This is a genomic window from Variovorax guangxiensis, assembly GCF_003952165.1.
Lineage (GTDB): Bacteria > Pseudomonadota > Gammaproteobacteria > Burkholderiales > Burkholderiaceae_C > Variovorax > Variovorax guangxiensis.
This window is the reverse complement of the sequence record NZ_RXFT01000016.1, coordinates 129,300-149,642: the sequence shown is the minus strand read 5'-3', so window position 1 is coordinate 149,642 and position 20,343 is coordinate 129,300. Positions and strand designations below refer to the sequence as shown.

At 66.6% G+C, this 20,343-nt stretch carries 20 protein-coding genes and 4 tRNA genes; 9 read left to right on the top strand and 15 right to left on the bottom strand.

The window, feature by feature from the left end; genetic code table 11:
- A partial coding sequence (locus tag EJP67_RS28350) for an ABC transporter permease family protein (protein WP_133373064.1) occupies positions 1-354 on the bottom strand: 354 nt, incomplete at its 3' end.
- A gap of 104 nt (positions 355-458) precedes the next feature.
- On the opposite strand from EJP67_RS28350, the gene EJP67_RS28345 reads away from it, so the two are divergent.
- On the top strand, positions 459-740 hold the full coding sequence (locus tag EJP67_RS28345; RefSeq protein WP_126025066.1) for a YfhL family 4Fe-4S dicluster ferredoxin: 282 nt from the start codon (positions 459-461) through the stop codon (positions 738-740).
- On the opposite strand, the gene EJP67_RS28340 is transcribed toward EJP67_RS28345, so the two are convergent.
- From EJP67_RS28340 to EJP67_RS28305, 8 genes are all read right to left on the bottom strand, one after another.
- Positions 737-1,222, bottom strand: a complete 486-nt coding sequence (locus EJP67_RS28340; protein WP_126025065.1) for a hypothetical protein — start codon at positions 1,220-1,222, stop codon at positions 737-739. The genes EJP67_RS28345 and EJP67_RS28340 overlap by 4 nt on opposite strands.
- 36 nt (positions 1,223-1,258) lie before the next feature.
- On the bottom strand, positions 1,259-1,891 hold the full coding sequence (gene pth / locus EJP67_RS28335; RefSeq protein WP_126025064.1) for an aminoacyl-tRNA hydrolase: 633 nt from the start codon (positions 1,889-1,891) through the stop codon (positions 1,259-1,261).
- Between the two features lie 87 nt (positions 1,892-1,978).
- Complete coding sequence (locus EJP67_RS28330; RefSeq protein WP_126025063.1) at positions 1,979-2,656, bottom strand: 50S ribosomal protein L25/general stress protein Ctc; 678 nt, start codon at positions 2,654-2,656, stop codon at positions 1,979-1,981.
- Between the two features lie 84 nt (positions 2,657-2,740).
- Positions 2,741-3,715, bottom strand: a complete 975-nt coding sequence (locus EJP67_RS28325) for a ribose-phosphate pyrophosphokinase (protein ID WP_019656422.1) — start codon at positions 3,713-3,715, stop codon at positions 2,741-2,743.
- Between the two features lie 138 nt (positions 3,716-3,853).
- Positions 3,854-3,930 (bottom strand) — tRNA-Gln (locus EJP67_RS28320).
- 70 nt (positions 3,931-4,000) lie between these two features.
- Positions 4,001-4,882, bottom strand: coding sequence for a 4-(cytidine 5'-diphospho)-2-C-methyl-D-erythritol kinase (gene ispE / locus EJP67_RS28315; RefSeq protein WP_126025062.1), 882 nt, complete (start codon positions 4,880-4,882; stop codon positions 4,001-4,003).
- Complete coding sequence (locus EJP67_RS28310; protein ID WP_126025061.1) at positions 4,879-5,406, bottom strand: lipoprotein insertase outer membrane protein LolB; 528 nt, start codon at positions 5,404-5,406, stop codon at positions 4,879-4,881. The genes ispE and EJP67_RS28310 overlap by 4 nt, the downstream gene beginning before the upstream one ends.
- Position 5,407: 1 nt before the next feature.
- Positions 5,408-7,270: a tetratricopeptide repeat protein gene (locus EJP67_RS28305; protein ID WP_126025060.1), complete on the bottom strand. Its 1,863-nt coding sequence runs from the start codon at positions 7,268-7,270 to the stop codon at positions 5,408-5,410.
- A gap of 82 nt (positions 7,271-7,352) precedes the next feature.
- Here EJP67_RS28305 and mutM point away from each other — a divergent pair, with 82 nt between their 5' ends.
- The 3 genes from mutM to mutY all read left to right on the top strand — a co-directional run bounded on the left by mutM (position 7,353) and on the right by mutY (position 11,297).
- Positions 7,353-8,165, top strand: coding sequence for a bifunctional DNA-formamidopyrimidine glycosylase/DNA-(apurinic or apyrimidinic site) lyase (gene mutM / locus EJP67_RS28300; RefSeq protein WP_126025059.1), 813 nt, complete (start codon positions 7,353-7,355; stop codon positions 8,163-8,165).
- A 101-nt stretch (positions 8,166-8,266) separates the two neighbouring features.
- On the top strand, positions 8,267-10,228 hold the full coding sequence (locus EJP67_RS28295) for a dynamin family protein (protein WP_126025058.1): 1,962 nt from the start codon (positions 8,267-8,269) through the stop codon (positions 10,226-10,228).
- Between the two features lie 37 nt (positions 10,229-10,265).
- Positions 10,266-11,297 (top strand): A/G-specific adenine glycosylase, encoded by a 1,032-nt coding sequence (mutY, locus tag EJP67_RS28290; protein ID WP_126025057.1) that lies wholly within the window; start codon positions 10,266-10,268, stop codon positions 11,295-11,297.
- Positions 11,298-11,324: 27 nt separating this feature from the next.
- On the opposite strand, the gene rapZ is transcribed toward mutY, so the two are convergent.
- From rapZ to EJP67_RS28270, 3 genes are all read right to left on the bottom strand, one after another.
- On the bottom strand, positions 11,325-12,203 hold the full coding sequence (gene rapZ / locus EJP67_RS28285) for an RNase adapter RapZ (RefSeq protein ID WP_126025056.1): 879 nt from the start codon (positions 12,201-12,203) through the stop codon (positions 11,325-11,327).
- Complete coding sequence (gene recN, locus EJP67_RS28280) at positions 12,200-13,882, bottom strand: DNA repair protein RecN (RefSeq protein WP_126025055.1); 1,683 nt, start codon at positions 13,880-13,882, stop codon at positions 12,200-12,202. The genes rapZ and recN overlap by 4 nt, the downstream gene beginning before the upstream one ends.
- Positions 13,883-14,045: 163 nt before the next feature.
- On the bottom strand, positions 14,046-14,957 hold the full coding sequence (locus EJP67_RS28270; RefSeq protein WP_126025054.1) for an NAD kinase: 912 nt from the start codon (positions 14,955-14,957) through the stop codon (positions 14,046-14,048).
- 31 nt (positions 14,958-14,988) lie between these two features.
- Between EJP67_RS28270 and hrcA the strand changes: the two genes are divergently transcribed.
- The 5 genes from hrcA (at position 14,989) to greB (ending at position 17,090) form a co-directional block, all read left to right on the top strand.
- On the top strand, positions 14,989-15,996 hold the full coding sequence (hrcA, locus tag EJP67_RS28265) for a heat-inducible transcriptional repressor HrcA (RefSeq protein ID WP_126025053.1): 1,008 nt from the start codon (positions 14,989-14,991) through the stop codon (positions 15,994-15,996).
- Between the two features lie 31 nt (positions 15,997-16,027).
- Positions 16,028-16,104: transfer RNA gene (locus EJP67_RS28260), tRNA-Ile, on the top strand.
- 83 nt (positions 16,105-16,187) lie between these two features.
- A tRNA-Arg gene (locus tag EJP67_RS28255) sits at positions 16,188-16,264 on the top strand.
- 115 nt (positions 16,265-16,379) lie between these two features.
- Positions 16,380-16,456, top strand: a tRNA-Arg gene (locus tag EJP67_RS28250).
- A gap of 55 nt (positions 16,457-16,511) precedes the next feature.
- Positions 16,512-17,090, top strand: coding sequence for a transcription elongation factor GreB (gene greB, locus EJP67_RS28245; protein WP_165909717.1), 579 nt, complete (start codon positions 16,512-16,514; stop codon positions 17,088-17,090).
- Positions 17,091-17,113: 23 nt separating this feature from the next.
- On the opposite strand, the gene EJP67_RS28240 is transcribed toward greB, so the two are convergent.
- The 3 genes from EJP67_RS28240 to gmk form a co-directional block, all read right to left on the bottom strand.
- On the bottom strand, positions 17,114-19,369 hold the full coding sequence (locus EJP67_RS28240) for a RelA/SpoT family protein (RefSeq protein WP_126025051.1): 2,256 nt from the start codon (positions 19,367-19,369) through the stop codon (positions 17,114-17,116).
- Between the two features lie 93 nt (positions 19,370-19,462).
- A complete protein-coding gene (gene rpoZ / locus EJP67_RS28235) occupies positions 19,463-19,666 on the bottom strand; it encodes a DNA-directed RNA polymerase subunit omega (protein WP_007835875.1) in 204 nt (67 codons plus the stop codon).
- Positions 19,667-19,710: 44 nt separating this feature from the next.
- The gene (gene gmk / locus EJP67_RS28230) at positions 19,711-20,331 is read right to left on the bottom strand and encodes a guanylate kinase (protein ID WP_093209718.1); all 621 of its coding nucleotides are present in this window, start codon (positions 20,329-20,331) and stop codon (positions 19,711-19,713) included.
- Between the last annotated feature and the right edge of the window lie 12 nt (positions 20,332-20,343).

Here is a 20,343-nt window from a genome sequence, read left to right as displayed (position 1 = left end):
GACGCCCACGAGCAGGGCGATCACGACGGTGAGCGCCATGGCGAGCACGGCCAGGGGCACCGTCAGCGCCAAGCGTTCGAGGATGAGGTCGAGCACGGGCGAGCTGTAGGCGTAGCTGTCGCCGAGGTTGCCGGTGAGCAGGCCGCCGATCCAGTGCCAGTAGCGCGTCCATGCGGGCTGGTCGAGGCCGAGCTTGGTGGCGAGTGCTGCCACGGCCTCGGGGGAAGCGTCGGGGCCCATGAGCATCTGCGCGGCGTTGCCGGGCAGGATCTCGAGCACGAGGAAGACGATGACCGAGGCGCCGATCAGGGTGCCGATCAGCGTGGCGAGGCGCTTGACTAGGAACAGACTCATGGGGCGGGGCGCAGCATAACTGACTCCCGCAACAAATGTGCCGCGAATGTGGCCTTTGTCATTCACCGGCTGCCGGCCCGGCCCGAGCCGCGATAATCGGGGCCATGGCCCTCATGATCACCGACGAATGCATCAATTGCGATGTCTGCGAGCCCGAGTGCCCGAACGACGCGATCTACATGGGCGAGGCGTTCTACGAGATCGATCCGCACAAGTGCACCGAGTGCGTGGGCCATTTCGATGAGCCGCAGTGCGTGCAGATCTGCCCCGTGGCCTGTATTCCCGTGAACCCCGAGCATGTGGAAAGCCGCGAGACGCTGATGCAGAAATACCAGCGTCTCACGGCGATCAAGGTGACTGCAGCAGCAGCTTCGTCCGGCGCTTAATCGGCCGATTTCCGTTTCTTTTTCTTGCGCTCCGGTGCGTCGGCGCCTGGGCCGCTGCTGAAGCTCAGGCTCGATTTGCGGGGCGCATTGGCTTCCTTGCGAGCGCGGTCGCGCTCCCTCTGCTCGGCCATGGCGAGCCGCCTTTCCGCCAGGGCCGCGCTTCTTGCCTCCCGCGCGGCGCGCTGGTCGCGGTCATGAGCGGCCTTTTCCAGCGACAGGCGGTTGCGCTCCATGCGGTCGGCCTGGGTCTGGGCGCTGCGGGTGCCGGCATCGGCGGCGCGGCGGTCTTCGTCGCTGCGGCGGTCGTCCACCTTCACCGTCCTGCCGCCTTCACAGGGTTGGTCGGAATAGGTATTGCCGCAGCGCCAGGTGTTCGCCCCTTGGGCGGCAGCGCCTGCGGAGCAGATGCCGGCTGCTATTGAAAAGATAGCGATTGCGGTTTTCGAAACCGTCTTTCCGTTCTTCTCTTTTTTTTCCCTCATTTTTTATTTCCCTCCCTCCTGCACTTCAATGGCCGGCTAGGTGGCGGCAGGCGTGCCCCCTTCGCCGGGCTCCCTCCGCGGCGGCTTGGGCCGGGGCGGTTTGCTCGTGTGAATGACCAGGGTCGCCTTTTCCATCTCGCCCGCCACCAGCGCGGGAATCGCGTGCAGCGTGCGGGTGATGGCGTCCTCGATCGCTTCGCGCTGTTCCTTGAGTGGCTTCTTGAGCACCCAGTTGACGACCTCCGACTTCACGCCGGGGTGGCCGATGCCCAGGCGCAGCCGCCAGTAGTCGCCGGTGCCCAGTTGCGCGTGGATGTCGCGCAGTCCGTTGTGGCCGGCATGGCTGCCGCCGAACTTGAGCTTGACCTGGCCAGGGACCACGTCGAGCTCGTCGTGCACCACAAGGATTTCCTCGGGCGCGATCTTGAAGAAGCGCGCCAGGGCGGCCACCGACTTGCCCGACAGGTTCATGAAGGTCTGCGGCTCCAGCAGCCAGATGCTCTGGCCGCCGATGTTCGTGCGCGCGGCGAGGCCGTGATAGCTGCGCTCGGGCACGAGGTTGAGCTTCCATTCACGCGCGAGGGCGTCGATCCACCAGAAGCCGGCGTTGTGCCGCGTGGCTTCGTACTCGGGGCCCGGGTTTCCGAGGCCGACAAACAGCTTGATCATGGTCGTGGATTATCCGGTCGCCGTAAAAGCAAAAAGGCCCGCACGAGGCGGGCCTTCATCGGGAAGCAACGAGTGCGAAGAAGCGGATTACTTCTTGGCAGGTGCCTTGGCAGCGGGCGTCTTGGCCGCGGCCTTGCCACCCTTGCCTGCCGGAGCGGCTGCTGCGTCGGCAGCTGCTGCGCCTTCGGCGGGAGCTTCTTCTTCGGCAGCCGGGGTCACGGCCGAAGCCAGCACCGGGTTGGCCTTGCCGTGGCTGACCCACTTCACGCCGCGGGGCAGCTTGATGTCCTTCAGCGTGACGGTGCCGTTCTTCTTCAGGCCCGACAGGTCGACTTCGATGAACTCGGGCAGGTCGGTCGGCAGGCAGTTCACTTCCAGTTCGGTCGTGACGTGGTTGACCAGGTTGTGGTCGAGCTTGACGGCGTCGGACTCTTCCTCGCCCTTGAAGTGCACGGGCACCTTCAGGGTCATGCGGGTCTTGGCGTCCACGCGCTGGAAGTCGATGTGCTGCACCAACTGGCGGAAGGGGTGGTATTGCACGTCACGCAGCAGAACCTTGCTGACGTTGCCGCCCAGTTCCATCTCGAGAACGCTGGAGTGGAAGGCTTCCTTCTTCAGGGCGTGCCACAGTGCGTTGTGATCGAGCTCGATCAGTTGGGGCTCGGCGCCACCGCCGTAGACGATGCCGGGGGTCTTGCCCGTGATGCGGAGACGGCGGCTCGCACCCGTGCCCTGCTTTGCGCGCTCAAAAGCGACGAATTTCATAACTAGCTCCTGTAAGAGTCCACCGCGACCAGTGCGACTCCGGTTCAAAAAGGCTTCAGGGGTGAAGCCCGCTCTTTGCCCAGGTCAGAACAGGTTGTCCTGATCCGAGAACAAACTCATCACCGACTCGCCCTTGGCAATGCGCTGGATCGTTTCGGCGATCAGCGGTGCCACGGAGAGCTGGCGGATCTTTCCGCAGGCATTGGCGCCGTCGGAGAGGGGGATGGTGTTGGTCACGACCACTTCGTCGAGGGCCGAGCCCTTGGTGATGCGCTCGATGGCCGGGCCCGAGAAGATCGGGTGCGTGCAGTAGGCGTACACGCTCTTGGCGCCGCGCTCCTTGAGCACCTCCGCCGCTTTGACCAGCGTGCCGGCGGTGTCGATCATGTCGTCCATGATCACGCAGTTGCGGCCGTCGATCTCGCCGATCACGTTCATGACTTCGCTGACGTTGGCCTTCGGGCGGCGCTTGTCGATGATGGCGAGGTCGCAGTTCAGTTGCTTGGCCAGCGCGCGGGCGCGAACCACGCCGCCGACGTCTGGCGAGACCACGATCAGGTCTTCGTAGTTCTTGGCGCGCAGGTCGCCCAGCAGCACCGGCGAGGCGTAGATGTTGTCGACGGGAATGTCGAAGAAGCCCTGGATCTGGTCGGCGTGCAGGTCCATGGTGAGCACGCGCTCGACACCGACGGTTTCCAGCAGGTTGGCCACGACCTTCGCCGAGATCGGCACGCGGCTCGAGCGCGGGCGGCGGTCCTGGCGGGCATAGCCGAAGTAGGGGATCACGGCGCTGATGCGTTCGGCCGAAGCGCGCTTGAGCGCGTCGACCATGATCAGCAGTTCCATCAGGTTTTCGTTCGTCGGAGCGCAGGTCGACTGCACCACGAACACGTCGCGCGCGCGGACGTTCTGGTTGATCTCGACAGTGACTTCGCCGTCGGAGAAGCGGCCCACGCGGGCAGCGCCCAGCGAGGTGCCGAGGTTGTGCGCGATTTCTGCGGCAAGGCCCGGATTGGCATTGCCGGTGAAAACCATGAAATCAGGGTGATTAGCCTGCATGAGCGCGTCCCGGCAGTGCAAGTGGGCTTAGGAAGCCGCCAAAAGGTTCGTATGCATGGCGGCCGGTGAGCCGCCGATTATTGCAGCGGGTGGGCTGCAAATGAAGACTGCGGCCCTCGGGCCGCAGTCGTGAAGATTTGGCAGGGGAGAAAGGATTCGAACCTTTGCATGCTGGAATCAAAATCCAGTGCCTTAACCAGCTTGGCGACTCCCCTACACGGGTCGACGGCTTTCGCCATCAACCGATATATGTCGCATCGAACCGAACGAACGATCCGATTATCTTCAGGTTGCCCATCCCCAGAGTGGATGAACTTCCAGGTTGCTGCATTGACGAACCTGCCAGCCTTCAGGGGCCTCGAGCAGTTCCGCTTCCTGCGGCGATTGCGGCAGCTTCGCGAACACCGAACTTCCGGAGCCGGTCATCCGTGCCTTCAATCCTTGGGTACCGAGCCATTCGATGGCGTCGGTGACCGCGGGACAAAGTCGCTGGGCAACCGGCTGCAGGTCGTTGTGGCCGAACTCGAAAACCCGGTTTCCCAAGTTTGTCGCTTCCGACGATTCGCTGTCTGCAGCAAAGCCTGAGATTATAGCAACAGGCGTGGCACGTTGAAGGTTCGAATCCGAAAAAATTAATCGGGTATCGAGTCCTTCGGGTGGTTTGACCACCACGAAGCGCGCGGAAGGGAGTGTAACCGGTGTGATTTCCTCCCCGATGCCTTCCACCCACGCGTTGCGCCCGCCGAGGAAGAAAGGCACGTCGGCGCCCAGCTTCAGGCCGATGTGGGCCAGCCGCGACAACGGCAGGTTCAGGCCCCACAGGCGGTTCAGCGCGAGCAGGCAGGAGGCGGCATCCGACGAGCCACCACCCATCCCCGCCTGCGCCGGCACATGCTTGGCGACGCCGATGTGCGCACCCTGGCCTGGCGCGGCGAAGGGCTGCAACGCACGCGCGGCACGCAGGATCAGGTCGTCCGCCGGCAGCTCCGTCGTCAGATCCTCCCGGCTGAGCTGGCCATCGCGCCGCAGTTCGACGTGCAGCGTGTCGCACCAGTCGATCAGCATGAACACCGACTGCAGCAGGTGATACCCGTCGTCGCGCCTGCCGGTGATGTGGAGAAAGAGATTGAGCTTGGCCGGCGCGGGGAGGTCGTAGATCGCCTTCATGACCGCTCGAACACGATGCGCAGATCGGCCCTCGGACTCGGCGACTCGCGCACCGCCTGCAGTCGTCCGCTGCCGAGCTGCGCGAGATCGGGCTTCCAGCCGGGCACGGGTTCGTTGCGGCCCGCCAGCCAGCCGAAAAGAGCTCCGACCGGAATGGCCGCGCCGGTAGCCGCCTCGATGAGCTCATCGACCGAGTCGAACCGGCGTGTCCGGTTGCCGTCCTTCAGCAGCGCTTCGCCCGGCGCCCAATGCAACTGGGCCAGGGTGCTGCCGATGGGTGTCGTGAGCGTCAGGTCGCCCGCCTCGGCCGAGCCGCGAAGTTCGAACAGTGCCGCGAAGGTCTGCACCGGCTCGCTCTCGATGCGCAGCGACATGCGTCCACTCCAGCTGTCCGTCGGCTTCGGTGCCGACGAACCGCCGGACAGCTGCGCGCAACCGGTAACCAGCAGGGCCGCCGCCCCGCCTACCGCCAGAAAAGCGCGACGGCCGCCCTGCACCGGCGCGAATGCCTCTGCCTGCGCCATGTCAGGGCTTCACTCGCAGGCGCTTGAGCGTTTCCTGCAGCGTTTCGTTCTCGGCGTCGCTCAGCAGGGCTTCCTTCCAGATCGTGACCGCGCGGTCCTTCTGGCCGGAGGTCCACAGGACTTCGCCGAAGTGCGCGCCGATCTCGGGGTCGGGCCGCGTCTTGTAGGCCGCCTCGAGGATGCGGATGGCCTCCGCCGTGTTGCCGAGCCGGAATTCGACCCAGCCCAGGCTGTCGGCGATGAATGGGTCTTCCGGCGCCAGCTGCACCGCCTTCTGGATCAGCGTGCGTGCCTCCTCGAGCCTGATCTTGCGATCGGCCAGCGAATAGCCCAGCGCGTTGTATGCGTTCTGGTTCTCGGGCTTGAGCTCGATGAGGCGGCGCAGCAGGCGCTCCATGTCGTCGAGACGGTTGAGCTTCTCGGCGACCATGGCCTGGTCGTAGACGAGGTCGCCGTCGTCCGGCGATGCCGCCGAAGCCTGCGCGAGCATGTCGTAGGCCGCCTGGTACTGCTTCGCGTCGCGCAGCAGTTGCACTTCGGCGAGGAACTTCTGCTTCTTGTCGTCGGCCGTGCGCTCGGGCAGGCCCCGGATGATCTCGCGTGCCTGCGGCAGCTTGCCCTGGCGCGCCAGCAGCGTCGCGCGGCGGGTCTGCGCGGCCACCAGCTCGTCGGCGCCGTCGATGCGCGAGAGCCAGCGTTCGGCGGCCGCATAGTCCTTGCGCCGCTCGGCCAGCTGCGACAGCGCGAAGTAGGCCTGCGAGATGCCGCGCTTGCGGTCGGTGGCGTCGTCGGCATCCTTGTTGCCGGCGCCGCTCTTCGGATTGCCCGACAGCTCGATGAAACGCTTGATCGAGGCTTCGGCCGCGGCGTCCTGCCGCGCCTGCATCTGCAGGCTGCCCAGCAGCAGCCAGGGCTCGGCGAGTTCGGGGCGCGAGGTGGCCAGCGTCTGCAGCTGCGCGGAGGCGTCGCTGTAGCGGCGGCTCTCGACCAGCACGCGGGCGTAGGCCACGCGCAGCTCGGCCGAGGCCTTCGGGTTGCTGTTCAGGAAGCGCGTGACGATCGGCTCGGCCAGCGGCTGGCCCGGGTCGATCATCTCGAGCGCCAGCGCGGCGGGGGCTTCGGAGGCTGGGTCGATCTCCTGGCCCTTGCGCGCGGCTTCCAGCGCGCCCGAGGCATCGCCCGCGTTCAGGCGCAGCCGGCCGACCGTGGCCCAGGCAAGCCCGCCGGTGGTGGGGCTCTTCAGCTCGTCGACCAGCGCCTGCTCGACCACCGAGGCGGCCAGCTTCTTGTCCGATGCGCGCGAGTAGTTGCGCGCGATCACGGCCATCAGCAGCGGGCGCTCGATCTGCGAGGTGGCCGCCACCTCGGCGCGCAGCGGCTCGACGGTTTCGCTGATGCGGTTCAGCGCGATCAGGATCTGCAACTCGATGCGGCGCGCGTCGCGCGAATTCGGCAGGGTTTCCTGCCAGGCGCGTGCCGCGGCGAGCGCCGCGTCGCCGGAGCGCGACTGCAGCGCGATCTCGACCGCGCGCTGGAACAGCTTGCCGTCGCGCAGCCGGCGGGCCGCATCGAGCACGAGCGCATAGCCGGAGCCGGGGTCGCCGGAACGGGCGGTCATTTCGCCCATCAGGATCTCGTAGAACAGGTCCGCCGTCAGCGCGGACTGCAGCGGCGCGGGTTCGGCTGCTTCCTTGGCTGCGGCCGGTCGCGGCCTGACTATGGGCCTCGACTGCGCCGGCCGTTCGATGACAGGTGTGGGGCTGAAAGGGGCTGCGGGATCGGAAGATTGCGCATTGACGGCGCAAGCCATCAAGGCGAGAGACGCGGCCGCCGCAAGGCGGTGTCGGCGGGGCGAAAGGTTCATGCAACCATAATAATCCAGCCTTTTGTACGAGCATCGCCGTGGGGCTTCGCCGCCGCGGGCGTTTGCCGAAGATTTACCTTTCATGCCCGAGCTACCCGAAGTCGAAGTCACCCGCCGAGGGTTTGCGGACCGCATCGCGGGCGGCCGCATCGAGTCGGTGCGCATCGGCAAGCCGCTGCGATGGGCGCTGATGGTGTTGCCCGAGGCGCTGGTCGGCCGGCAGGTGCGCCAGGTGCGCCGGCGCGGCAAGTACCTGCTGATCGATCTCGATCGCGGCATCCTGCTGCTGCATCTGGGCATGTCGGGCAGCCTGCGCTTCGATGCCGCGCTGCCGCCGCCCGGACCGCACGATCACTTCGATCTTGTTACCGACCGGGGCACGCTGAGGCTCAACGACCCGCGCCGCTTCGGTGCAGTTGTTTACGTGGAAGACGAATCCGCTCCATGGGCCATCAAGCTGTTGGGTGGACTGGGCATGGAGCCGCTCGACGAAGGCTTCGACCTCGACGCCTTCCATGCCGGCCTGAAAAAGCGGAAGACGGCGGTCAAGCAGGTGCTGCTGGCAGGTGACGTGGTCGTGGGCGTCGGCAACATCTACGCGTCGGAGGCGCTGTTCCAGGCGGGCATCCGGCCGACGCTGTCGGCGGCTCGCATCAGCCGCCCGCGCGCGGCAAGGCTGCACGCGGCGGTGCGCGAGATCCTGGCGCGGGCGGTGGAGAAGGGCGGCAGCACGCTGCGAGATTTCTCCAACATCGACGGGCAGAACGGCTACTTCCAGCTCGAGGCGACCGTCTATGGCCGCGCGGGCGAGCCCTGTCGGGTTTGTGCAACGCCGATTCGGCTGCTGCGGCAGGGGCAGCGCTCCACCTATTACTGCCCCAATTGCCAGAAGTAGGCGCGGGCTCGCGGGATGGAACAGAAAAATAGAAACAATCCAGAAACGACGGTGGCATGTCCGCCGATGTATATTTGTAAATTGTTTCTTACACATTCCCCTTGAGCCGCTCCTTCAATCAACAACTCGATCAGCACGGTGCATGGCGGAGCAACTTCGCCCACCGGCTGCAGTGGCTGTCCCGCTGGCTGACCGAGAACGAGCTGCTCGACCAGGCGGTGGCGGAGCGCCTGCGCGGGCTGGAAACGCAGATCCGCACCAGCAAGGTCATGGTCGCCTTCGTCGCCGAGTTCTCGCGCGGCAAGTCGGAGCTGATCAACGCCATCTTCTTCGCCGGCTACGGGCGGCGCATCATGCCCGCCAGCGCCGGCCGCACCACGATGTGCCCGACCGAGCTGGGCTACGACGCCGCGATCGCGCCCAAGCTGCGGCTGCTGCCCATCGAGACCCGGCTGGAGCCCCATTCGCTGGCCCACTGGCGCGACAAGCCCACGCGCTGGACCGAGATCGCCATCGACGTGGGCAACGCCGAGCACCTGGCGCAGGCCATGGGCAAGGTGGCCGAGGTGCGCTGGGTAAGCAAGGACGAAGCCCGCACGCTGGGCTTCTGGAACGACGAGACGCCCGACGACAACCCGGTGCAGGACGCCGAAGGCCGCGTCGAGATTCCGCGCTGGCGCCATGCGGTGTTGAACATGCCGCATCCGCTGCTGGAGCAGGGGCTGGTAATTCTGGACACGCCGGGCCTGAACGCGATCGGCGCAGAACCCGAACTGACAGTGAGCCTGATCCCGCAGGCGCACGCGGTGGTCTTCATCCTCGGCGCCGAAACCGGCGTGACCCGCTCCGACCTTTCCATCTGGCGCGAGCACCTGATCACCGAGGACGAAAGCAACGACACGCGCTTCGTGGTGCTCAACAAGATCGACACCATGTGGGACACGCTCAGCACGCCCGCGCAGATCGAGCAGCAGATCGAGCGCCAGCGCGAAGGCGCGGCCCGACTGCTCGAGGTGCCGCTGGCGCAAGTGCTGCCCGTGTCGGCGCAGAAGGGCCTGCAGGCCAAGATCCAGCACGACGGCCAGCTGCTGCAGGCCAGCCGCCTGCCGGCGCTCGAAACGCTGCTGGCCGAAGGCGTGCTGGGCAAGCGCGAAACCATGCTGCGGCTCGCGGTCGATGCGGGCATGACCGCGCTGCGCGCCGAGGCCGAGCGCATCCTGAAGGTGCGCCAGCGCGACCTGGCGGAGCAGGCGCTCGAACTGCAGGGCCTGCGCGGCAAGAACGTTTCGGTGATCCGCCACATGCGCGCGCGCATCGACCAGGAGCATGCCGAGTTCGAGGGCAGCAACACGCGCATCCTGGCGCTGCGATCGGTGCAGGGCAAGCTGCTGCGCGAGGTGTATGCCGTGCTCGGGCGCACCGCGCTGAAGGCCGACATGGTGAAGCTGTCGGCCGCGCTCAAGCGCCCCGGCGTCAAGTTCAACGTGCGCAAGGTGTACGCCGAGACTTTCGACTCGCTGCGCAACAACCTGCGCGAGGTGCAGGCGACCACGGCCGAGATCCAGTCGATGCTGCACGCCACCTTCCGCCAGCTCAACGCCGAGCAGGGCTTCACCCTGCAGGCGCCGGCCGAGCCCGACCTCACCGGCTTCGAGCAGGAGCTCGCGCAGATCGAGCGCAGCCACATCCACTACTTGGGCGTGGGCAACCTGCTGAAGCTCGCGCAGGCCGATTTCTGCGACAAGCTGGTGCGCGCGCTCGCCAGCCGGCTGCGGCTGGTGAACGAGGCGGCCATGACCGAGGTCGAGCGCTGGAGCAAGGGCGCGAGCGCGCAGATCGATGCGCAGCTCAAGGAGCGCCGCCGCAACTTCAGCAAGCGCATCGAGGCGATCGAGCGCATCCAGAGCGCGGCGGGCAGCCTCGACGAGCGGCTGGTCGAGCTGGCCGCGCAGGAGAGCAACCTCACCGAACTCCATGTGCAGCTGCGCGAGTTCACTTCGCTGATCGCGCAGCACGGAAAGCCGCAGCCCGCGGCCACCATCGGCGAGCTGCGTGCGGCCTGAGAAAACCGCCTCCAAGGCGGCGACCGCGACCCAGCCATTGCCTCCGGATTTCGCCGCGCAGATCGTGAACTGGCAGCGCAGCCACGGGCGCAGCCAGCTGCCGTGGCAGAACACGCGCGACCCGTATCGCGTGTGGCTGTCGGAAGTGATGCTGCAGCAGACGCAGGTGTCGACGGTGCTCGGTTATTTCGCGCGCTTTCTCGAACGCTTTCCCGACGTGAAGGCTCTCGCCGCGGGCACCGAGGACGAGGTGTTCGGCCTGTGGAGCGGGCTGGGCTACTACAGCCGCGCGCGCAACATGCACCGCTGCGCGCAGGAAGTCGTCGCGCGATTCGGCGGGGAGTTTCCGCGCACGGCTGCAGAACTGGTCACGCTGCCGGGCATCGGGCGCTCCACCTCGGCGGCCATCGCGGCCTTCTGCTTCGGCGAGCGAGTGGCGATCCTCGACGGCAACGTCAAGCGCGTGCTCACGCGCGTGCTCGGCTTCGCGGGCGACATGTCCTCGGCGGCGCAGGAGCGCGCGCTGTGGGATCTGGCGACGCAACTGCTCCCGCCTGCGAACGATAAGGAAGCCATCGCGTCCTACACGCAGGGCGTGATGGACATGGGCGCCACGGTCTGCCTGCCGCGCAAGCCGAGCTGCATGATCTGCCCTGTGCAGAAGAGTTGCGTGGCCTTGCGCGAAGGCGCGCCGGAGCGTTACCCGGTCAAGACGCGCAAGCTCAAGCGCAGCGCGCAGTCGCTGTGGCTGCTGCTGGCGCGCGATGAGCAAGGGCGCGTGTGGCTGGAGAAGCGGCCGGCGAAGGGCATCTGGGCCGGGCTCTACTGCCTGCCGGTGTTCGACAGCCGCGAAGAACTTCTTGCTGCCTTGCCGGCCGCAAGGCGCGGAGTGCATGACTTGCCGGCCTTCGTGCACGTGCTGACCCACAAGGACCTGCACCTGCACCCTGTGCGGATCGACGGCGGCCAGCCACAGGGCGAGGCCGCGCGCTGGTTCGAAGCGGATGAATGGAGCCGGCTGGGCCTGCCGGCTCCGATGCGCAAGCTGCTGGAAGGCGGCGAGGCTTAGCCAGCCAGCCAACCCGCCCCTGGCTGGTCAGCCCGCGTCGAGTTCGCGGTGCCGCTTCAGCGCACCCCAGCGCGCGCCGAACGAACGCGCCAGTTGCTCGACCAGGAACACCGAGCGGTGCTGCCCGCCGGTGCACCCGATGGCCACCGTCACGTAGCTGCGATGGTCGCGCGCCAGCGCGTCGAGCCAGTGCGCCAGGAACTGCTCGATGTCGTCGTACATGCGCGCCACGTCGTCGTGCTCGCGCAGCCATTCGATCACCGGCTCGTCGCGGCCGGTGAGCGGGCGCAGCGCGGGCACGTAGTGCGGGTTGGGCAGCATGCGCACGTCGAACACGTAGTCGGCATCCAGCGGCACGCCGCGCTTGAAGGCGAAGGATTCGAACACCAGCGTGAGCGGCGTCTGCGGCGCGGAGATCAGCGACTTGATGTAGCTCTGCAGCTGCGCCGGCCGGATCAGGCTGGTGTCGATCACGTCGGCGCCGTCGCGAAGGTCGGCCAGCAGTTCGCGTTCGAGCTCGATGGCCTGGGTCAGCACGCGATGCTGCTCGGGCACGTCGGTGCGGCCTTCCTGGCGCGAGAGCGGATGGCGACGACGGGTTTCCGAATAGCGGCGCAGCAGGGCGTCGGTGGTTGCGTCGAGGAACAGCGAGCGCAGCGATATTCCGCCGTCGCGGCGCAGCGCCTCGAGCTGCTGTGGAACGATGGGCAGCGAGACGCCGCTGCGCACGTCCATGGCAATCGCCACCCGCGTGGCCTGCTGCTCGTGCTGCAGCGCGATGAACGAGGTCAGCAGCTCGGGCGGCAGGTTGTCGACGCAGTAGTAGCCCGCGTCTTCCAGCGCATGCAGGGCGACCGACTTGCCGGAGCCCGACATGCCCGTGATGAGCACGAGGTCGAGGCTCATTGCACCGTCGCCGAGGTCTTGTGGCCGAGCATCTCGCGCGCGTGCGCGAGCGAGGTCTGCGAGACTTTTTCGCCGCCCAGCATGCGGGCGATTTCCCTGGCGCGGTTGTCGTCGTCGAGGCGAGATACGCCGCTCTCGGTGCGCGGTCCGTCGCCGCCGGTGGCCGCTGTCTGGCGCTTGGCCACCACCAGGTGATGGTCGGCGCAGGCTGCCACCTGCGGCAGGTGGGTCACGGCGAGCACCTGGCGGTCGCGGCCGAGTTGCTTCATCAGTCGGCCGACGGTCTCGGCGACCGCGCCGCCCACGCCGGAATCGACCTCGTCGAAGATCAGCGTCTGCGCCGCGCCGAGCTGGCTGGTGGTGACCGCAATGGCCAGCGCGATGCGCGAAAGCTCGCCGCCCGAAGCCACCTTGCCGATGGTGCGCGGCGTGCTGCCGGTGTGGCCCGCCACGAGGAAGGCCACCTCTTCGAGGCCGGCGCGGCCCGGCTGCGCGAGCGGCTGCAGCTCGACCTCGAAGCGCCCGCCCTGCATGCCCAGGCCCTGCATCGCGTCGGTGACGGCCTGCGAGAGGCGGGGTGCCGCCTGCTTGCGGATCTTGCCCAGCGCCTTGGCTTCCTTCATGTAGGCCTGCTGCGCGGCCTCTTCGGCACGCTCCAGGCCTTCGAGATCGCTTTGGGCGTCGAGCGCCTGCAGCTCGGCCTGCCAGCCGGCCAGCAGCGCCGGCAGCTCGGCCGGCGGGCGCTTGTAGCGGCGCGCGAGCGACATCCACAGGCCCATGCGCTCGTCGAGCTCGGCGAGGCTCTGCGGATCGGTGTCGGCATCGCGCAGGTAGCCGTGCAGCGTGTGAGCGGCGTCGGAGGCCTGGGCCACGCACGAGGCGAGCACTTCGCCCAGCGCGCGGAACTCGGGCTCGATGTGCTCGCAGTTCTGCAGCAGCGTGGCCGCGCGCTGCAGCGCGGAGAGGGCGCCGTTGTCGTCGTCTTCCAGCGCCTGGCTGGCGCCCTGGGCCGCGTCGATCAGCGCCTGCGCGTTGGAGATGCGCGAGTGATTGGTGGAGAGCTCTTCCCACTCGTCGGCGCCCGGTGCGAGCTTGGCGACTTCGGAAATCTGCCATTGCAGCCGCTCGCGTTCGCGCTGCAGCGAGTCCTGCGCCGAGCGGGCGTGTTCGAGCGTGGAGAGCGCCTGCCGCCAGGCCTGCCATGCGGCGTCCAGCGCGTCGGTGCGCGCGCCCGCGTAGGCGTCGAGCAGGCCGCGCACCGCCTCGGGCCGCGTCAGGCTCTGCCAGGCGTGCTGGCCGTGGATGTCGAGCAGGCGATCACCCAGTTCGCGCAGTTGCGTGGCGGTGGCGGGGCTGCCGTTGATCCAGCCTCGGCTGCGGCCCTGCAGGTCGACGGTGCGGCGCAGCAGCAGTGCGTCACCGCGCTCGAAGCCGCCTTCGTCGAGCCAGCTGTCCAGGGCCGGATCGGCGTCGAATTCGGCGCTCACGTCCAGGCGCTCGGCGCCTTCGCGCACCGCGCCGGCATCGGCCCGGTTGCCCAGCGCCAGTTGCAGCGCGTCGATCAGGATGGATTTGCCCGCGCCTGTTTCACCGGTCAGCACGGTGAAGCCGCCGGACAGGTCGAGTTCGAGTGATCGCACGATCACGAAGTCGCGCAGTGCGATGCGTCGCAATGCCATCTCAGTTGTTCCTCCAGGTTCCGGGCAGGGGGCGTTGTGCGAATTTGTAGGGTTCGAGCTGTGAAACACCGCGGAACCGGCTTTGCCGGGCCGCCGGTGTTGCCCCCTGCAAGGGGGCTGGCGAAGCGACACGAAGTGCGCGCAGCCTGGGGGTGTGCTTCATTCAGGAGCCTCCCTCGTTCCAATGAAGTTTCTTGCGCAGCGTGTCGAAATAGCTCCAGCCGCGCGGGTGCAGGAAGCGCACGCGGAAATCGGAGCGGCGCACCACTACGCGGTCGCCGATGGCGAGCGAGGCGAGCGACTGCATGTCGAAATTGGCGCTGGCGTCGCGTCCGCCGACCAGTTCGATGACGATCTCGTCGGCATCGGGCAGCAGCACGGGCCGGTTGGAAAGCGTGTGCGGCGCGATCGGTACCAGCACCCAGCCCGGCACCGCGGGGTGCAGCAGCGGGCCGCCGGCCGACAGCGCATAGGCGGTCGAGCCCGTGGGCGTGGCGATGATCAGGCCGTCGGCGCGCTGGTTGGCCACGAAATGACGGCCCACCGACACGCGCAGCTCGACCATTCCGGAGGTGGCGCCGCGGTTGACGACCACGTCGTTCATGGCGAAGGCATCGAACACCGAGGCGCCGTCGCGCACGACCTTGGCCTGCATCAGGCTGCGGTGGTCTTCCTCGTACTCGCCGGCCAGCATCGGAATCAGCGTGGCCTGGTAGTTGTCGAGCGGGATGTCGGTGATGAAGCCCAGCCGGCCGCGGTTGATGCCGATCAGCGGAATGCCGTAGCTCGCGAGCTGCCGGCCGATGCCCAGCATGGTGCCGTCGCCGCCGACCACCAGGCCGAGGTCGCAGCGCTGGCCGATTTCCTCGACGGTGAGGGCGGCGTAGCGCGGATGGGCGGGGGCGCCGGCATCGGCTTCCTCGCACGTCGGCCGCTCGACATAGACCGTGCAACCCTGCGATTCCAGAAAGGCGCCGATGCCTTCCATGACGCTGTCGCGCGCATCCGCCTGCGCCCGGGCGCCGGAAGCCTGGTATTTGCCGATCAGGGCGACGTGACGAAAGCGTGAGGTCATATCTCACAAATTACAACACTAAAATCTTGCAATGCTGGACGACCGTGCCAAGTTGCTGCTCAAGACGCTCGTCGAGCGCTACATAGCCGATGGGCAGCCCGTCGGGTCGCGTACGTTGTCGCGCTCCTCGGGGCTCGATCTGTCGCCGGCGACCATCCGCAACGTCATGTCCGACCTGGAGGCGCTGGGGCTGATCGCCAGCCCGCACACTTCGGCCGGACGCATTCCCACGCACCGCGGCTATCGCCTCTTCGTCGACACCATGCTGACGGCACAGCGCGAGCAGATGACCGCGCCCAGCCTCGCGCCCGACCAGCCGCAGAAGGTGATCGCCAATGCGGCGCACCTGCTGTCGAACATGTCGCAGTTCGTGGGCGTGGTGATGGCGCCGCGGCGCGCGTCGGTGTTCAAGCAGATCGAGTTCCTGCGGCTGTCGGAGAAGCGACTGCTGGTGATCATCGTCTCGCCCGACGGCGACGTGCAGAACCGGGTGATCTTTCCGGAGGCCGACTACTCGCAGTCGCAGCTGGTCGAGGCCTCGAACTACATCAACGCGAACTATGCGGGGCTGACCATCGAGCAGGTGCGCGACCGGCTGCAGTCCGAGATAGAAAAGCTGCGCGGCGAGATCGCCACCCTGATGCAGGCGGCGGTGCAGGTCAGCTCGGAAGTGCTGACCGAGGCGCAGGAGGACGACGTCGTCATCTCCGGCGAGCGCAACCTGCTGGCGGTGAGCGACTTCTCCAGTGACATGGGGCAGCTGCGCCGCGCCTTCGAACTCTTCGAGCAGAAGGCCCAGCTGATGCGACTGCTCGACGTATCCAGCAAGGCCGAGGGCGTGCGCATCTTCATCGGCGGCGAGAGCCAGGTGGTGCCGTTCGAGGAGCTCTCCATCGTCAGCGCCAACTACGAGGTCGACGGGGAAGTCGTGGGTACGCTCGGCGTGATCGGACCGACTCGCATGCCGTATGAGCGCATGATTCAGATCGTCGACATCACGTCGCGCCTGGTGACCAATGCACTGAGCCATCGCAAGTAGGCCCGGTTGCGCGAATAGAATCGTGCCGCGTGGGCCGTTAGCTCAGTTGGTTAGAGCAGCGGACTCATAATCCGTTGGTCGCTGGTTCAAGCCCAGCACGGCCTACCACCCTCCCTTCGGCGATTCGATATTGCAACGTCTTGCCATGCTTTCGGGGAGCAGCCAAAAATCAGGCTATAATCGAAAGCTTCGCGGCTGTAGCTCAGCTGGATAGAGTACTTGGCTACGAACCAAGGGGTCGTGGGTTCGATTCCTGCCAGCCGCACCATCTTGAAAATGCCCGGAAGATTCGTCTTCCGGGCATTTTTCTTTTCAGTCTTTCGCTCCAATTAACCCGAATAGTTCGAGAATGGCCATTAAAGCGGGCTATAATCGCAAGCTGTGCGGCTGTAGCTCAGCTGGATAGAGTACTTGGCTACGAACCAAGGGGTCGTGGGTTCGATTCCTGCCAGCCGCACCACTATAAAGAAAGCCCGCAACGCGAGTTGCGGGCTTTTTTCTTTTGGAGGTTTGGCGTGAACAAGGCATTCACCAAGGAAACGGATTCCGACGCAGACGACGACGGCGCCGACGGTGCCTCGCCTCCGCTTCCTGCGGGCGGCAAGAACTACATCACCCCCGAAGGCTACGCGCGCCTGCGCGACGAGCTGCTGCAGCTGATGGACGAGGAGCGCCCGAAGATCGTCGAGACCGTCCATTGGGCCGCCAAGAACGGCGACCGCTCGGAGAACGGCGACTACCTCTACGGCAAGAAGCGCCTGCGCGAGATCGACCGGCGCATCCGCTTCCTCACCAAGCGCCTCGAAATCGCGGAGGTCACCGATCCGTCGGTGCACCACGGCCGCGATCAGGTCTTCTTCGGCGCCACCGTCCTCTATGCCGACGAGACCGGTGATGAACGCAGCGTGACGATCCTCGGCATCGACGAAGCGGAAAGCGCGAAGTCGCAGGTCAGCTGGATCTCGCCGATCGCCCGGGCCCTGCTGAAGTCGCGCGAAGGCGATGTCGTGAAGCTGGTGACGCCCGGCGGGGCGCACGATATAGAGATCCTGTCCGTGAGCTACCCGGCGCCGCGCCCGGCCGGAGCTTCGTAGCCCGGCCCGGCAGGGCCATCGGGTCAGGGCGCGGGAATCGTCCTGGAAGCGGTCAGCACCGATGCCGTGCGCCGCGCCGCCCGCAGCACCGCATCCAGATGCGCACGGTCGCGCACCGCGATCACGAAGCGCAGATCCGTCGAATCCTGTGGAGTCTCGTCGGCCATTTCCACGTGCGTGATGTCTGCTTCCGCATCGGCCAGCGTCGCCGCGACGCGCGCCAGCACGCCCTTGTCGTTGCGCACGGTGATGACAACCCCGGTCTCGAACGCACGCGTGGGCTCGTCCGCCCACTCGACGGCGAAGAAGCGTTCGCTGTCCTTGTGGCGCAGCCGCTGGCCGACGCCGCATTCTTCCGTGTGCACCACCAGACCTTCGCCATGGCCGAGATACCCGACGATCGAGTCGCCTGGAATCGGCCTGCAGCACAGCGCAAAGCGCACCGACGAGTTCTCGCTGCCGTCCAGCGTGACCGCGCCCTGCGACACCGTTTCGTGCGAGATGAAGCGCTCGCGGCTCAGCAGCAGCGCGTCGGGCCGCTCGCCCAGTTCGGTCAGCATCGCTACCAGCCGCTTGGCGACGATGCTTGCGATGCGCTTGCCCAGGCCGATATCGGTCAGCAACTCGGAGCGCGTGCGGTTGCCGGTGAAGCGCAGCAGCTTCTCCCACAGCGCCTGGTGCTCTTCGTCTTCCTCGGGCAGCTTGCTCAGCCCCTCGGCGCGCAGCGCCTGAGCGAGCAGCTTTTCACCCAGCCCTTCGGACTCGGCATGCGCCAGCGTCTTCAGGTAGTGGCGGATCTTCGAGCGCGCGCGGCCGGTGCGCACGAAGCCCAGCCAGGCCGGATTGGGCGTGGAAACCGGCGCGGTGATCACTTCGACCACGTCGCCGTTCTTGAGCTCGGTGCGCAGGGGCACCTGGTCGCCGTTGATGCGCGCGGCCGAGGTGTGGTCGCCGATGTTGCTGTGGATGGCGTAGGCGAAGTCGACCACCGTCGCCCCGCGCGGCAGCGCCATGATCTGGCTCTTGGGCGTGAAGACGTAGACCGCGTCGGGAAACAGGTCGACCTTGACATGGTCCCAGAACTCGGCCGCGTCGCGCGTCTCGTCCTGGATGTCGAGCAGCGACTGCAGCCACTTGGTGCCCAGCCGGTCGTTGCTGGCCGCATTCGGCTCGGCCGCCTTGTAGAGCCAGTGGGCGGCCACGCCCGATTCGGCCACCACGTGCATGGCCTCGGTGCGCAGCTGGAACTCGACGCTCACGCCGGCCGGCCCCACGAGCGTGGTGTGCAGCGACTGGTAGCCGTTGAGCTTGGCGATCGCGATGTGGTCCTTGAATTTGCCCGGCAGGGGCTTGTACATCTGGTGCAGGATGCCGAGCCCGGTGTAGCAGGCGATCACGTTCGGCACGATCAGGCGGAAGCCGTAGATGTCGGTCACCTGGGCGAAGCTCAGGTGCTTTTCTTCCATCTTGCGGTAGATGGAATAGAGCGTCTTCTCGCGGCCGGCGATCCGCAGCGTCATCCCGGCGGCGGAAAAGGCGGCCTCGACCTCCTTCTGCACTTTCTGGATCAGGTCTCGCCGGCGCCCGCGGGCCTTGGCGACGGCCTTGGACAGCGTCGCATAACGCCACGGTTTCAGATGCCGGAACGACAGCTCCTGCAACTCGCGGTAGGTCTGGTTCAGCCCCAGTCGGTGCGCGATAGGTGCGTAGATGTCGAGCGTTTCGCGCGAGATCCGGCCCCACTTCTCACGCGGCGCATCGGCCAGCGTGCGCATGTTGTGCGTGCGGTCCGCCAGCTTGACCAGGATGACGCGCACGTCGCGCGCCATGGCCAGAAGCATCTTGCGGAAGGACTCGGCCTGGTTTTCCTCGCGGGTGTTGAACTGCAGCTTGTCGAGCTTGGTGAGCCCGTCGACCAGTTCGGCGACCGGGGCGCCGAAGCGCTCGATGAGCTCGGGCTTGGTGACACCGCAGTCTTCGATGGCGTCGTGCAGCAGGGCGGCCATCAGTGCCTGCGCGTCGAGCTTCCATTCGGCGCACTGCGCCGCCACGGCGATCGGGTGGGTGATGTACGGCTCGCCGCTGTTGCGCAGCTGCCCCAGGTGCGCCTCGTCCGCGAAGCGGTAGGCGCGGCGGACCAGTTCGGTGTCTTCGGGGCTCAGGTAGTCCAGTCGAGCGGTGAGCGCGGCGAAGCTCGCTGCGGCCGCATTCAGCGCCGCCGGGCTCGGCTTCGGCGTGCCTTTGGGGGCATGGGACTGAGATTTGGCGACCGCGCTCATGCCTACCACTTTAGCGTGACCGATGTGTGCACGCGTCCGGACATAAAAAAAGCACCGCTTTGCGGTGCCTTTTCGTTGCAGGGCTGCGTCAGATCAGCCCGGCACCTTCTTGAGCATTTCAAGGCCGATCTTGCCTTCGGCGATCTCGCGCAGGGCGGTCACTGCCGGCTTGTTCTTGCTCTCGATCTTGGGTGCGTGGCCCTGGCTCAGCATGCGCGCACGGTAGGTGGCGGCCAGGACGAGCTGGAAGCGGTTCGGAATGTTGACGAGACAATCTTCGACGGTGATGCGGGCCATGATGAGGATCTTTCGGTCGGTCTGGTGAGCGGCGGGCTCGGAAATCAGGGGATGTTCAGTGCGGCGAAGGTGTCGGCACGCGCTCGGCGTTGTGCGGAATACCGAAGCCGCTGAGCGTGGACGATCGCCTTGAGATCGAAAAGTGCCCGCTCAAATAACTCGTTGATTATAACGAAGTCGAATTGCCCGGCCTGGGCCATCTCTTCGGCGGCGTTCTTCAGGCGCAATTCGATGACCGAGGCGCTGTCTTCACCGCGCCGTTCGAGCCGGGAGCGCAGTTCTTCCCAGCTGGGCGGCAGGATGAAGATCATGACCGCATTGGCGAAGGTCTTGCGGATCTGCAACGCGCCCTGGAAGTCGATCTCCAGGATCACGTCGGCCCCCTGGGCGATGCGGTCCTCGACGGCCTTCTTCGAGGTGCCGTAGCGGTGGCCGTGCACATGGGCCCATTCCACGAAGCCGTCGGCCGCGATCATGGCGTCGAACTCCGTCGGCGAGGCAAAAAAGTATTCGCGGCCGTGCTTTTCCTGTCCGCGCGGCGACCGGGTCGTGTGCGACACCGAAGGCTGCACCGCCGAATCGAGCTCCATCAGCGCCTTCACCAGGCTCGACTTGCCCGCGCCGCTGGGCGCCGCCACCACGAAGATATTGCCGGGGTAGTCCATTCTCTCGCTCGT